Annotated in this window: 10 protein-coding genes; 6 read left to right on the plus strand and 4 right to left on the minus strand. The window is 72.9% G+C overall.

Features of this window, described 5'->3' with window-relative positions; genetic code table 11:
• Positions 1–333: 333 nt before the first annotated feature.
• From ACFPL3_RS29775 to ACFPL3_RS29785, 3 genes are all read left to right on the plus strand, one after another.
• Positions 334–1,524: an acyltransferase family protein gene (locus ACFPL3_RS29775; RefSeq protein ID WP_343938646.1), complete on the plus strand. Its 1,191-nt coding sequence runs from the start codon at positions 334–336 to the stop codon at positions 1,522–1,524.
• Entirely contained in the window at positions 1,521–2,441 is a 921-nt protein-coding gene (locus ACFPL3_RS29780) for an alpha/beta fold hydrolase (protein ID WP_343938644.1), read from the plus strand. Before ACFPL3_RS29775 ends, ACFPL3_RS29780 begins: the two co-directional genes overlap by 4 nt.
• Positions 2,442–2,559: 118 nt before the next feature.
• Complete coding sequence (locus tag ACFPL3_RS29785) at positions 2,560–3,051, plus strand: hypothetical protein (RefSeq protein ID WP_343938642.1); 492 nt, start codon at positions 2,560–2,562, stop codon at positions 3,049–3,051.
• A gap of 1 nt (position 3,052) precedes the next feature.
• Here ACFPL3_RS29785 and ACFPL3_RS29790 read toward each other — a convergent pair whose 3' ends face one another.
• From ACFPL3_RS29790 to ACFPL3_RS29800, 3 genes are all read right to left on the minus strand, one after another.
• Entirely contained in the window at positions 3,053–5,563 is a 2,511-nt protein-coding gene (locus tag ACFPL3_RS29790) for a glycoside hydrolase family 65 protein (RefSeq protein WP_343938640.1), read from the minus strand.
• Positions 5,560–7,890, minus strand: coding sequence for a heavy metal translocating P-type ATPase (locus tag ACFPL3_RS29795; protein WP_343938638.1), 2,331 nt, complete (start codon positions 7,888–7,890; stop codon positions 5,560–5,562). The genes ACFPL3_RS29790 and ACFPL3_RS29795 overlap by 4 nt, the downstream gene beginning before the upstream one ends.
• A gap of 146 nt (positions 7,891–8,036) precedes the next feature.
• Complete coding sequence (locus ACFPL3_RS29800) at positions 8,037–8,390, minus strand: CBS domain-containing protein (protein WP_343938636.1); 354 nt, start codon at positions 8,388–8,390, stop codon at positions 8,037–8,039.
• Positions 8,391–8,769: 379 nt separating this feature from the next.
• Here ACFPL3_RS29800 and ACFPL3_RS29805 point away from each other — a divergent pair, with 379 nt between their 5' ends.
• From ACFPL3_RS29805 to ACFPL3_RS29815, 3 genes are all read left to right on the plus strand, one after another.
• Positions 8,770–9,594 carry a hypothetical protein gene (locus ACFPL3_RS29805; protein ID WP_343938634.1) on the plus strand — a complete coding sequence of 275 codons (825 nt, stop codon included), beginning with the start codon at positions 8,770–8,772 and terminating at the stop codon, positions 9,592–9,594.
• A gap of 30 nt (positions 9,595–9,624) precedes the next feature.
• Positions 9,625–12,303, plus strand: a complete 2,679-nt coding sequence (locus tag ACFPL3_RS29810) for a PEP/pyruvate-binding domain-containing protein (protein WP_343938632.1) — start codon at positions 9,625–9,627, stop codon at positions 12,301–12,303.
• Positions 12,304–12,382: 79 nt separating this feature from the next.
• A complete protein-coding gene (locus ACFPL3_RS29815) occupies positions 12,383–12,820 on the plus strand; it encodes a universal stress protein (protein ID WP_343938630.1) in 438 nt (145 codons plus the stop codon).
• Between the two features lie 68 nt (positions 12,821–12,888).
• On the opposite strand, the gene ACFPL3_RS29820 is transcribed toward ACFPL3_RS29815, so the two are convergent.
• Positions 12,889–13,524 carry a hypothetical protein gene (locus ACFPL3_RS29820; protein WP_343938628.1) on the minus strand — a complete coding sequence of 212 codons (636 nt, stop codon included), beginning with the start codon at positions 13,522–13,524 and terminating at the stop codon, positions 12,889–12,891.
• Position 13,525: the final 1 nt, after the last annotated feature.

Genomic DNA, 13,525 nt, shown 5'->3' on the forward strand with positions numbered 1-13,525 from the left:
TGGCCCGGCGCCATGCCGGGCAGGACGTTCAGCGCGAGCAGCTCGCCCAGCAGCACCACGACGACGAGCGCCGACCAGTGCGCGCCGACCGGGATGCCGTCGATCCGGCCGAACGAGATCGTCGCCTCCACCGCGGCACCTCCACCGCTCCGGACCCGCTCGGGAGCCGCAGGCCGTCCTGACACATGCGGCAACGGTGGCACCGACCCGGCGCCGGGAGCAGAGGCGTGCGACCCGGCACGGCCGGGACCACCGGCTGCCCCGCTCCGACCGCCGGGTAGATGGGACCTTGTCCTCTGTGCACCCGCGGAGCCCGACAGGATGCTCAGCCGCGTGGCGGACATCGAGGAGCGGCGCAGCGTCCGGCTTCCGCATCTGGACAACCTCAGGACGGTGCTCGTCGGCTGGGTCATCGGCGGCCATGCCCTGCTCGGGTACTCCGCGATCGGCGGGTGGGCCTACGACGAGATCAACGAGGTCACCTTCGCCCCGGTGACCGAGCTCGTGCTCGCCGCGATCCTCGGGCCGTCGGGACTGTTCGTCATCGGCGTGTTCTTCTTCGTGGCCGGCCTGCTCACCGAGCAGTCGGTCGACCGGCACGGGTGGCGGCGCTACGCGTCCGACCGCGTCGTGCGGCTCGGTCTGCCCTGGCTGGTGTCGGCGCTGCTCGTGTGGCCGGCCTCGGTCTGGCTCGCAGCCCTCGCGGCCGGTCGGGACGTCACGTTCTGGTACGTACTCACCCACCGGGATCCGCTGCTCGACTCCGGTTCGCTGTGGTTCGCCCTCGTTCTGATGCTGTTCTCGCTGGTCTTCGCGCTCTCACGCGCGCTCGTGCCGGACCGGCGGCCCCGCACGCGCCCGCTGGACGTCGCTGGGCTCACCGCCGCCGTCGTCCTGATCGCCGTGACCTCGTTCGCCGTCCGCCTCTGGTTCCCGGCCCGCAGCGGCCAGGTCGGCGACCTGCACCTGTGGCAGTGGCCCCAGTGCGCGGGCATGTTCGCACTGGGTGTTGCTGCGGCGCGTTCCGGTTGGCTCGGACACGTCCCCGACGCGCTGCGCCGCACGTGCCGCAGGGTCACGCTGAGCACGCTCGCCCTCCTACCGGTGCTCGCCCTGACCGCCGGCATCCGCGACGTGAGCCGGGACGCCGCACCGTACCTCGGGGACTGGCGCTGGGAAGCCCTCGCCTTCGCGGGGATCGAGGCCGTCCTGGTCGTCGCAGGGTCCGTGTGGCTGGTGGGCCTCGCCGAACGCGCGCTCAGCGCCGGTGGGGCGCACGCCACTCGTTGGGCACGCGGCGCCTTCGGGGCCTTCGTGATCCAGGGACCCGTGCTCATGGCCGTCGCCAGCGCCGGACGGCTGCTCGACGCGCCGGCCGAGATCAAGGCGCCGCTCGTGGCCGCCCTCTCGATCACGCTGTGCTTCTGGATCGGCGGTCACCTCACATCCCTCGTCAGCGCATCCGGGACGGTGCCGCGCCGCGGAGGTGGGCCGTCGCTGCCCGAGCAGGCAACCACACGATGACCGGAACCGGTGCGGGCGAGAGCCGGACCGCCGACCTGGGCGGACACGTCCACTACGTGGACTTCGGCGGCAACCCGGCCGGCCCGACCGTGGTGCTCGTCCACGGTCTCGGCGGATCGCACCTCAACTGGGACATGCTGGCTCCGGAGCTGACCTCGCACGCCCGCGTCGTCGCGCTCGACCTGCCCGGATTCGGGATGAGTCCTCCGGGGCAGCGGCCGGCCACGGTGCGGAGGAACGTGGCAGTCCTCACCCGGTTCGTCCGGGAGGTGGCCGGAGCGCCAGTGGTGCTCGTCGGCAATTCGATGGGCGGCCTCATCTGCGTCCTGCTCACGTCCCGTGAGCCGCACCTCGTGCGCGGGCTCGTGCTGCTCGATCCCGCTCTCCCGGCCCCCTCCCGGATCCTGCGTTCCCCGCGCGCCGCCGCGGCGCTCCTGCTGCACGCGCTGCCGGGTGTCGGGGAGCGACTGCGCCGCGGCCGGCGCCGGCGCATCGGCGCCCGCGCGACCGTGCGCGAGACGTTGCACCTGTGCGGGGTCGACGCAGCGACCCTCCCCGCAGCGCTGCTCGGACGTTACGTCGCGCTCGTCGAGCACCAGAGCGACGTCGCCGGCATCGACCGGGCCTTCCTGTCCGCGTCCCGCTCGCTCGCCTGGACCCTGGTCCGCGCCCGCCGCTACCGAACAGCGATGACGTCCGTCACCGTGCCCGTGCTGCTCGTGCACGGCGCCGAAGACCGACTGGTGCCGGTCGTCGCGGCTCGCACCACCGCACGCGTCCACCCGGCCTGGCGCTACGTCGAGCTGCCCGGGGTGGGTCACCTCCCGCAACTCCAGGTCCCCCGCGAGCTCGCGCCACTCGTCCTGGAGTGGATCGGATGCCTGCCGGATCGCGACGAGCTGCGCCCCTCGGGGTGATCTGGAGGAGCCGGCCACCGCCACGTGGGTCGTGGCTCGTTCGCGGGTGAGCGTCCTCAGCGTGATCACAGCATGCCTGCGCTTCCGTAACGCGCAACGTCCTGGAACAGGAGAAGCGATGCAGATTGCCCCAGTCGTGCTCGTCCGGTGCGGCCTCATCGCGCTGACCGGGATCGGCATCCTCGCCACCACTTTCGAACTCGCCGCCGAGCGGCACTGGGGTCACGTCGAGCAACTCGTGCCCTTCCTCGCCCTCGTCCTCCTCGCGGTCGCCATCGGGCTCCTGCTGCTGCCCGAAGGCCGGGGCGTGACCGCTGCCCGCGTGCTCGCGGTCGTCGTGCTCGGTGCCTCGCTCTACGGGGTGGTGGAGCACGTCCTGGTCAACGCCGGTGCCGGCCGGTTCGACCAGCGGTACGGCGACGTGTGGGAGTCGCTGCCGCTGCTGCAGCGGGGCTGGTACGCCCTCACCAAGACCGTCGGCTCTGCCCCGACCCTCTCGCCCGGCGTCCTCGCGCAGACCGCCCTGCTGCTGCTCCTCGCCACGGTGTGCAAGGAGCGGCAGGGGCCGGGACAGCGCACCGAGGACCCGACGGCCGCGCCGGCGCGGTAGGTCAGCGCGCGGCAGGCTCGGTCTCGACCGGCGGACCCGCCAGGGGCACCCCGACAGCCATGAACCGGGCCGTCTCCCCGGGGCGCAGCTCGCACACCTGCTCGCCGCAGCCCACGCGCACCGGGGCGCCGGCACCGGACCCGGCGGACACCGTGACCTCGCGGCCGATGACGCCGACCGTGATCGGCCGGCCGCGGTACTCGACGGTGAACTCCAGGCGTCCCAGGGCGATCGGCCAGTGCGGGTTGAACCAGAGCGCGTCCCGGCGGGTCTCCAGGCCGGCGAAGCAGCGCTGCAGGAGGTCCACTGAGCCGGCCATCGCGCCGAGGTGGACGCCCTCGGCGGTGGTGCCGCCCTGGATGTCGGCGACGTCGCTGACGACGGCACGTTCGAAGTGCTCGAGCGCCTGGGCGCGGTTCGCGCGGGCCAGGACCCACGCGTGCACGAGGGCACTCAGCGTGGAGCCGTGCGCCGTGCGCGCGAGGTAGTACTCGATCGTGCGCGGGATCGCCTCCGGCGGGAGCGCGTAGCCGAGGCGGCCGAGCAGCTCGCGCAGCTCGTCGGCGGACAGCAGGTAGAACAGCATCAGGACGTCGGCCTGCTTGGACGCCTGGTAGTCGTCGACCGAGCGGCCCTCGGCCTCGAGGATGCGGTCGAGGCGCTGGATGTCGCCGTAGCGGCGGCGGTAGCCGTCCCAGTCGAGCTCGGGGAGGTCCCGGTAGCCCTCGAACTGGCTGATGATCCCGTCCGGTGCGATCGGCACGTACATCCGCCGGCTGATGTCGCGCCAGTGCAGCAGCTCCTCCGGGCGCAGCCCGAGCCGCTCGACCAGCTCGGCCCGCCGGGTGGGCGGGAGCACGTCCAGCACCTCCTGGGCGCGCAGCAGCAGCCAGACGGTCATGACGTTGGTGTAGGCGTTGTCGTCGATCCCCGGCTCGGCCGCGCCCGGGTAGCGGGTGCTGTACTCGTCGGGCCCCATGACGCCTCGGATGCGGAACCGGTCCCGGGACGGGTCGTAGGTGGTGACGCCCGCGAAGAACCGGGCGATCTCGAGCAGGGTCTCGGCACCGTGGTCGGCGAGGAACTCGACGTCCCCGGTCGCTTGGTGGTACTGCCAGATGTCGTAGGCCACCGCGAGGCCGACGTGACGCTGCAGGTGGCTGGTGTCGGGCAGCCAGCGTCCCGACCGCGGGTTGAGGTGCACCCGCTGCGTCTCCTCACGGCCGTCGCTGCCCGACTGCCACGGGTACATCGCCCCGGGGTACCCGGCCTCCCGGGCGGCCCGCCGGGCGGCGTCGAGCCGTCGCGTGCGGTAGCGCAGCAGCGCGCGGGCCAAGCCGGGCAGCCGCAGGGTCAGCAGCGGGAGGACGAACAGCTCGTCCCAGAACACGTGCCCGCGGTAGGCCTCCCCGTGCAGGCCCCGGGCCGGGATGCCGGCGTCGAGGTCGACGTTGTGCGGCGACACCGTCTGGAGCACGTGGAACACGCTCAACCGCACGGTGCGCAGCAGCTCGTCGGTGGTGCGGCGGGCGGCGCCGGAGAGGTCGTCCAGCTGGACACGGAACCGCCGCCACAGCTGGTGCCACGCGAGCTCGTGCCGCGTGAGCAGGTCGTCGAACCCCGGTACCGCGGCCACCTGCTCGGTGGCGGCGAGCGCGGGTTCGGAGATCGCCGGATCCCGGGAGGTCTGCAGCGCGACCACCTTCTCGACGCTCACGGCCTCCCCTGCCCGCACCGCGACCTCGAACTCGTGGGAGATCCGCTCCCCGTCCCGCACCAGGCGTGGCTCCGGGTCCGGTGCGCCGGTGGCGCGCACCCGGGTCCGGGCCGCCTCCGCGATCCGCACCTCGGACTGGTTCGTCCGCGCCATCAGCAGGAGCGTGCGCGGCGCCGGTTCGGCGGTGGTGACCACGTCCAGGTGGTCGCCCGCCAGCCCGGCGTACCGGGCGACGCCGCTGTTGGTCACCGCGCCGTCGATCCCGGACGCCACCCGCAAAGTGCCGCTCCAGTCCTCGGCGGTCACCACCGTGTGCAGGCCCGCGAGCTGCGGCTGCGCCATGCACACGAGCCGCCGCTGCCGCACGGCCGTGGTGCGGCCCGCGGCGTCGACGAACCGGAGCTTGCGGTTCAGGACGCCGCGTCGCAGGTCGAGCGCCCACCGGTGTTCGAGCACCCGCACCGCGGAGAGGTCCGTCCAGCCGTCACCGACCCCGAAGCGCAGGTCGAGCCAGTTCGGCAGGTTCACCATGCTCTCGTTCTCGACGACCCGGCCGGCGATCTCGTCGCGCAACCGGTTGTAGACGCCCGCCGCGTACGTCCCGGGTCGGTGCACGTCGTCCGCGCGCGACTCGGGCGCCGCGCCGCGGGTGGCGAACCGGCCGTTCCCGAGCGTGCAGAGCGCCTCGCGGCGCCCTTCACCGGCCGGGTCGAGGATGTCGAACTCGAGTGTCCACGTGTCGGCCGTCGGCCCCCCACCGCCGGGCGGCCGCGACAGGTCGGCCGGATCGCTCACCGGGTTCGTCCTTCCTGAGGCACGTCCGAGGCGAGGGCGAAGTAGTTCTCCTCCTCCTGCACGAAGTGCAGTTGCAGCACGGCGTTGAGCCCGTACAACGTGGCGAGGACGTCCTCGACCTGGCTTGGTTCGAGCCGGCCCGTCGAATCGGCCACCTCGAGATGGGTGGCGAGCCGGTCGGCGAGGCGCTCGATCTCGGCGTGCATCCGGCTCATCGTGGCAGTGGTCTCGGGCCCGCCCAGCGAATCGGCCAACGCCGGGTAGAGCTCGCTCTCCTCGGCGCGCTCGTGCGGGAGCAGCTGCTCGGTCAGGAAGGCGTGGGCGCGGTGGAGCGCATCGAGTGCTTCCGGACCCGGCCTGGTCACCAGCAGGCTCGCCGCCCGGCGCAGGAGGCCGAAGACGTCGGTGAGGCGGTCGTGTTCCCCGGCGAACCGGTGGGCGAGGACGTCGGCCTCGCCGGTCAAGGTCGGTGCGGTTCCTCGACCCCTGCCGAGGGCGCGCAGCGCGTTGAGGATCACGGCGACGTCGATCCCCTCCTGCAGCAGGGCACCCACCGCCGGCGGAAGCCACCCGCCTGCGGCGATCGCCATCGCGACGAGCGACAGGGCGGTCCCGACGGACGCACTCTGCACCGCGATCCGGCGCGCACGCCGCGCGATCTCCATGGCGTCGGCGACCCGGTCGAGCCGGTCGGTCGTGAGGACGACGTCCGCCGCCTCCGAGGAGGCAGTCGCACCGCGGGCGCCCATCGCGACGCCGACATCGGCTGCGGCGAGCGCCGGAGCGTCGTTGATCCCGTCGCCGACCATCACGGTCGTGGCGCGATCCCGTTCGGCGCGCACCGCCCCGACCTTGTCGGCCGGGGTCTGGTTCGCTCGCACTTCATCGAGGCCGAGCACGGTGCCGACCTCGCGGGCCGGTTCCGCCCGGTCCCCGGTGAGCATGACGACGCGGTCGAGCCCTGCCGACCGCAGCCTGCGGATGGTCCGCGACGCATCCCGGCGTAGCGGGTCGCGCAGCACCACGGCGCCTGCGAGCTCGCCGTCGATCGCGGTCCAGGCGACAGCGCCGCCATCCAACCGAGCGCGGTCGATGACGGACCGGACCCATCCCGACTCGGCGGGTACGGCGCGCTTCCCCACCTCGACGAGCCGACCGTCGACCGTCGCCATGACGCCCCGCCCGGGCTGCTCACCCACTTCTTCGGGCATCGGCAGGTCGATGCGTCGTCGCCGAGCCTCGGTGACGATCGCCTCCGCCAGCACGTGCGGCGACAACTGCTCAGCGGCGGCGGCGAGGCGCAGCACCTCGGCGGGATCGCGTCCCGGTGCCACAGCGACCTCCACCACGCTGGGCCTGCCGATGGTGAGCGTTCCGGTCTTGTCCATGAGGAGCGTACGGGCGCGGCCGAGGTTCTCCAGCGCCCCGCCGCTGCGCACCACGACCCCGATCCGGGAGGCGCGCGAAAGGCCGGACACGATCGCCACCGGTGCCGCGAGGAGCAGCGGGCACGGCGTCGCCACCACGAGGACGGCCACCGCCCGCACCACGGACCCGCTGGCGAGCCACGCCAGACCGGCCACGGCGAGGGCGAGCGGGAGGAACCAGGCCGCGTACCGGTCGGCGAGGCGCACCACGGGCGCGCTTTCCGCACCCGCGGCCTGGGCGAGCCGGACGATCCCGGCATAGGTGCTGTCCTCGGCGATCGCGGTCGCGCGCAACTCGAAGGCTGATCCGGCGTTGACGACCCCACTGCGCACAGGCTCGCCGACGTTGCGCTCGACGAGCAGCGGCTCGCCGGTGAGGACGGACTCATCCAGCACCGCATCGGCCCGCTCGACCCGGCCGTCGACCGGTACGACCTCGCCGGGCCCCACCACGAGCAAGTCGTCGACGACCACCTCGGCGAGGGGCACCACCTCGGCGGTCTCACCGGTTCGCCTGCGCGCCGAGCGTGGCGCGTGCTCCAGCAAGGCACGCAGGTCGCGTGAGGCCCGTCGCTCGGCGGCCGAATCGAGGGCCTGCCCAGTGGCGACCATGACTGCGATCAGCGCCCCGGCGAGGAACTCGTGCACCGCCAGCGTGCCGAGCAGCGCGATGACGGCGAGCAGGTCCACGCCCGCGCGACCACGCCGGAGTGCGGCGACGACCCACGCCAGCGAGGGCACCACCGCGGCCAGCGTGCCCGCCACCCAGCAGGCTTCGGCGACCGGCTGCCAGCCGAGCAGCCAGGCGATGCCGCCGGCGGCGAACGCACCGAGCGTGACCGCGAGGAACACGCGTTCCCGGCGCCGCCGCCAGGCATCCGAGGAAGGGACCGTCGCCACTGTTCGAGCATCGGTGCGGGCACCGGATCGAAACAGAGCCGGCAGGACCCTCCGACCAGGACCAACGGCCTCCTGCGGGCCCTTGATCACCGCATCGAGACCGCGCCGCAGCCATTGCCACGCACCCGACGCGCGCCGCGGCGTGGTCACGACCTTCCGAGAGGCCGCAGGATGTCGCGCCGGGTCACGATGCCGGCGAGCCGGTGGAACCCGTCGACGACCGGGACCGCCCGCAGGTCGTGCTCATCCATCAACCGGAGCGCGTCCGCCACGAACTCGTGGCGCTGCACCGTGACCACATCCCGTTCTATGAGGCCCCCGACGGTGCGCGCACGCCGATCGCTGAGCGGGTCGGGCAGCAGGTGCCGCTCCGACACGATGCCGACCAGCCGACCGCCGCCGACCACGACCGGCAGCGCGGTGAAGCCGTGACTGGTCAGATCCTCGACCGCCAGATCGACCGGCCAGTCCTCACGCGCGGTGAGGACCGGCGCCGTCATGACGTCGCGCACGAAGGTGCCAGGCCGAGGACCGCCGGTCAGAGGCACGACCGGCGTCGAGCGACGCAACCGCCTCCACAAGCGGTACGCCGGCAGGGTCCTCCTCGCCACGTCGACGGGCGTGCGTTCCTGTACGGCCATGACGTTCCGCGTCAGGACATCGGAGACCCGACGTGATCATGCAACTTCGCCATCTCCCCGGGTGCAGGGAGATGTTCGGTCGGATCCGCCACGTTGGACCACGGCCGTCGGGGCTCTCGCGGCCGGGCCCCGTCGCAGGCTCCGCCTGCCCGTTCGCCCGGTGAGGTCAGGCCGAGCGGCCCTGGTGACCGACCTCGACGTCGCCCATCGTGGTCCTGCCGATCCGAGAGGTGTTGCCGTGACGATGGACAACCGAGAATCGTCGGATCGCGTCATCGACGTCAGTTCGATGCCGCCGGCGCGGGCGCTGGGCTGGCTCGCCGGCTGTGCCGTTCTGTCGTTCGTGGTGTCCTTCGTCGGCACCGATCTGCTCGGCCTGCACCACGATCTGTACTACCTGCTGTACTTCACGATCCTGCTCGCCTACCTCGCCGCGTTCGTCGCCCGCAGCGGCATCGCCTGGCGGCGGGTGCTCGCCCAGAACCTGGGATGGAGCGTCGGCGTCGGCGTTCTCGTCGGCGCAGCGGTGGCCCGGCAGATCCTGACCCAGCCGGGAACCGTCCGCCCGTCGGGCGCGTACCTCGCGTTCGAGGTGGTATGGCGCGGTGTCGTCTACGGGGTCGTCGATGCGCTCGTCCTCTTCGTCTTCCCGGCGCTCGTCGCGCTGCTGCTGCTCCGGGGCGACAGGAGGGGCTTCGCACGCAAGGTCGCCTTCGCCGGGCTGACGTTCGTCTGCTCGCTGCTGGTCGTGACCACCTATCACATCGGATACTCCGAATTCCGCGGCGACAAGCTGCTGCAACCCCAGATCGGCGCGGTCCTGTTCAACCTCCCGGCGATGCTCACCGGGAACCCGGTGGGCTCTGTGATCGCCCACGGCACGGCGCACGTGACCGCCGTCCTGCACCAGTACTACGGCGGCGGCCAAGGGTTCCTCCCACCCGGGCTCACACCCGGCTCCCCGAGTGGCACCCGGGGAGCGGCCGGAGCGCCTGTGTCGGCCGGTTGGCTGGCGCTCATGGCGGCTGTGGTGACACTCGGGCGCAACCGCATCGTCCACTGACCTCGTCGACCTCATCACCTCGGAGCGGCCATGAACACCGCAGATCCTCACCTCGTCCGCGCGCTGTCCGACCCCGACGCGTCCGACCCCGGCCACAGCGGCGGGAAGGGCGCGAATCTCGCCGCACTCGTGCGGGCCGGGCTCCCCGTGCCTGCCGGCTTCGTGGTGGGCACGTCGGCCTACCGGCGATTCGTCCAGGAGAACCGGCTGGACGTCCCGATCGGGCGGGAGATCGCGCGGCTGAGCGACGACCCGGCCACCGCGGAGGCCGCCTCGCAGCGGCTGCGTCAGGAGTTCGAGTCGGCCGGGATCCCCGGCTGGCTACGCGAGTCGGTCGAGGCCGCGTACCGCGCGCTCGGCGAGGGGCCGGTGGCCGTACGCTCCTCGGCCACCGCCGAGGACCTGCCGGAGGCCAGCTTCGCCGGTCAGCAGGAGACGGTGCTGGACGTCGTGGGCACCGACGAGCTCTGCGCCGCCGTCCGGCGCTGCTGGTCGTCGCTCTGGACGACACGGGCCATCGCCTACCGCCGTCGCAACGGCATCGAGCACGAGCAGGTCGCGGTGGCCGTCGTCGTGCAGCGCATGGTGCCCGCCGAGGTGGCCGGTGTCCTGTTCACCGCGGATCCGGTGTCCGGGCGGCGTGACCACGTCGTGGTGGAGGCGGCAGCGGGGCTCGGTGACGCGGTGGTGAGCGGGAAGGTCACCCCCGACCGCTGGGTCGTCGACGCGTCCAGCGGAACCGTGGTGACGCGACCGGAGCGCAACTCCAGCGGGCTGACCGAGGATCAGCTCGCCGACGTGGTGGAGCTGGGGTTGCGGGCCGCCGCGGAGTTCGGCTCGCCGCAGGACGTCGAGTGGGCCCTGGCCGACGGCCGATGCCGGCTGCTGCAGTCCCGGCCGATCACCTCGCTGTTCCCGCTGCCACCCGCGCGGGACGACGACGGGTTGCGCGTGTACCTGCCGGTCACCCTCGTCGCCCAGGGCTTCACCGAGCCGATGACCCCCGCGGGCAACGCGTTCTTCCGGGCGATGGCGAGCCTCTGGGTCGGCTACTGGACCACCGGCTCACGGCACGTCGACCCCGAGATCGCGCCGCCGTGGCTGCCGACGGTGCTGGGGCGGCTGTTCGTCGACTTCACACCGATCCTGCAGCGCAGGTGGCTGGCGCACCAGGTGATGTCCAGCATGGCGATGAAGGACCCGACCACCAGCGCCGTCCTGCAGGAGTGGCTGGAGCGCAACGCCGACCGCCTCCCCCGTCCGATCCGCGGGACGACGGCGCGCCGGCTGGTCCGTCGGGCGCCGGAGGCACTGTCCGCGCTGGGCGGCTTCGCCTCGGCGATCGCCGCCCCGAGCCGCCACCGTCGCCGCGTGCTGGGCCGGGCCGAGGCCGAACTGGTCGGCCGCGACCAGGAGGCCGCGCGACGGTCCACACCGCTCGCGCAGGTGGACTTCGTCGATCGGGTCCTGCCCGCCGCCACGCTCGACCTCATCACAGTGCAACTCCCCGCCGTGTACGCCGAGATGCTGTCCAGGACCGGTGCGGAGTGGTTGGTTCGCCGCTGGCTGGGCTCGTCGCCCGGACTGGAACCGGTGCGCCGGTGGCTGCCGCACAACCCGACCCTGGCCATGGGCGCGGAACTGGCACGGCTGGCCCACATCCACGCCGCCACCGGCACCGAACCGTCAGCGAATGACGCCGACGTGCGCGAGTTCCTCGAGGTCTACGGTCACCGGGCACCCGACCGGGAGATCGACCTCGGCCTGCCGCGGCTCACCGAGGATCCGGCGTACATCGTCGAGCTTATCCGGGGCTACGTGCGCTCCGGCGACGCCCAATCGCGCTTCGAAGCCGGTGAGGCGGCGGCCCGGGTGGCGGCCGACGAGCTGGTCGCCTCGGTGCGACGGGCCAAGGGTCGACCGCACGCCCTCGTCCTGCGGATCCTGCTGCGCTGCTCCCGGGAACTGGGTGGGCTGCGCGAGTGGCCCAAGTTCGACATGGTGCGCGCGATCGCGCTCGGTCGCCGCACGCTGCGGCGAGTCGGCACCGCCCTGGTCTCCGACGGCCGGCTCGACGACCCCGACGACGTCTTCTTCGTCGACCCCGCCGACCTGAGAGCCACGCTGGCCGGCGACGAGCGCGACCTGCGAGCATCGGTGATCGCCAACCGGCACGAGTACGAGCACGAGCTCAGCCGCCGGGCCGTTCCGCGACTGCTCGTCAGTGACGGTGAAACCGTCTACGGACCGGCCACCGCGCCGGTGGCCGAACGGCCCGGCGTCCTGACAGGCACGCCGGTCTCGCCCGGCGTCCACGAGGGTGTGGTCCGGGTGCTGGACTCGCCCGTCGGAGCGCAGCTGCGGCCCGGCGAGATACTGGTCGCCGCCACCACGGACCCGGGCTGGACCCCGCTGTTCCTGCTCGCGGGCGCCCTCGTGATGGAGGTCGGGGGTGTGGTCTCGCACGGCGCCGTCGTGGCGCGCGAGTACGGCCTTCCCGCCGTGGCTGCGGTCGCGGACGCGACGAGCCGGCTGCGTACGGGCCAACGGGTGCGGGTCGACGGCGGCGACGGGACGGTCACCGTGCTGGAGCCGGACCAGTTCGCCGCACCGCCCCAGGCGATCGGGATGACGCGGTCGACCGCATCGCCACGACCACCAGCCTCCGCGCGATCCGCGGAGACCGCACCGGGAGCGCCGCGGGTGTGAGGCTCGGACTCCCCCTCCGCGAAGCGGTAGAGCGAGAGAGTCGCACGGACTGCGTCCGCATCGAGAGGAAGGCTCGGCCATGGATCAGCAAAGGCCCCGCATCGTCGTCGGCGTCGACGACTCGCCGGGCAGCCGTGCCGCCCTCGACCACGCCCTGCGCAAGGCAGCCTGGCGCGACGCGTCCGTTGAGGTGATCACCGCGCTGGCGCCCCCTGAGTTCTGGCTTCCGCTCGCCGGCCCGCCCGCGATCGCCCTCGACGACGTCCGAAAGGAGATGCGCGAGCGGACGGCCGAGACCGTACGGGAGGTGGCCGAGCAGCTCGAGGGCACGCTCCCCCAGACGCCACCGGTGACGATCTCGGCGGTGGTCGGCAGCGCGGCCGAAGCGCTCATCCAAGCCGCGGAAGGAGCCGAGCTCCTCGTCGTCGGGAGCCGCGGCCATGGCGGATTATTCACCCGCCACCCCGGACGAACGGGCACCGCACGATCGGGCCGTTCAGCCCTACGGGAACGGTGACTCGCGGACGACGATGGTCGCCGCGTGAGCCAACAAGGGGGGATCCAGGTGTCGGCCACCGTTGCCGCTCAGCTCGCGCGAGACTCGGCGCTGCGCCGGAGGGACGTGAGCGCGGCTCGCATGATGTGCCGGACGAACGGCCGGACGAGCACCCAGTAGAGCCTGAACCGGCGGGCCGCCGCCGCATCGCCGGTCGCTGTGCGGGCCTCGTAGGAGATCAGGGTGCGGGTGGTGCCGTAGGGCCGCACCGAGAAGCTGGCGGCGATCCGTCCCCACCCGGGCTCGTCGAACGCGGCGAACTGCTGCGGGGTCATCCCTGAGACGTCGTACCACTCGATGTCGGGCTGCCAGAACCGCCCGACCGCACCCTGCGCGATCTCCCGCTCGGCGCTCTCGCCGAGCGACAGCCACCCCTCGACCTCCGGCCCATCGCCGGTGAGGAGCAGGTGCCGCGGCAGCTCGGGCGGCCCCGCACGGCCGAACCGCGCCGCAACCCGCGCCGGCAGGCCGCGGACGAACACCGCCGCGTCCATCAGCGGCGTGTGGACCTGCATCAGGTCCAGCTCCCGCAGTGCCTTCCACGTGGTGGCGACATCGGCGTCGGCCACCGTGTGCTCGATCAACATCACGTCGAACCGGGGCAGGAAACGATCGATCAGCATGTCGACCGGTCGCGTCGGTGCCCGGTCACCGACCTCGCTCATG

Source organism: Pseudonocardia zijingensis, from assembly GCF_042657305.1.
GTDB lineage: Bacteria > Actinomycetota > Actinomycetes > Mycobacteriales > Pseudonocardiaceae > Pseudonocardia > Pseudonocardia zijingensis.

What these genes read in the sequence shown, in the direction of transcription:
- ACFPL3_RS29780 (WP_343938644.1), top strand. Translation starts at nt 1,521, where the DNA reads ATGACCGGAACCGGTGCGGGCGAGAGCCGGACCGCCGACCTGGGCGGA.
- ACFPL3_RS29785 (WP_343938642.1), top strand. Translation starts at nt 2,560, where the DNA reads ATGCAGATTGCCCCAGTCGTGCTCGTCCGGTGCGGCCTCATCGCGCTG.
- ACFPL3_RS29800 (WP_343938636.1), bottom strand. Translation starts at nt 8,390, where the DNA reads ATGACGGCGCCGGTCCTCACCGCGCGTGAGGACTGGCCGGTCGATCTG.
- ACFPL3_RS29810 (WP_343938632.1), top strand. Translation starts at nt 9,625, where the DNA reads ATGAACACCGCAGATCCTCACCTCGTCCGCGCGCTGTCCGACCCCGAC.
- ACFPL3_RS29815 (WP_343938630.1), top strand. Translation starts at nt 12,383, where the DNA reads ATGGATCAGCAAAGGCCCCGCATCGTCGTCGGCGTCGACGACTCGCCG.
- ACFPL3_RS29820 (WP_343938628.1), bottom strand. Translation starts at nt 13,524, where the DNA reads ATGAGCGAGGTCGGTGACCGGGCACCGACGCGACCGGTCGACATGCTG.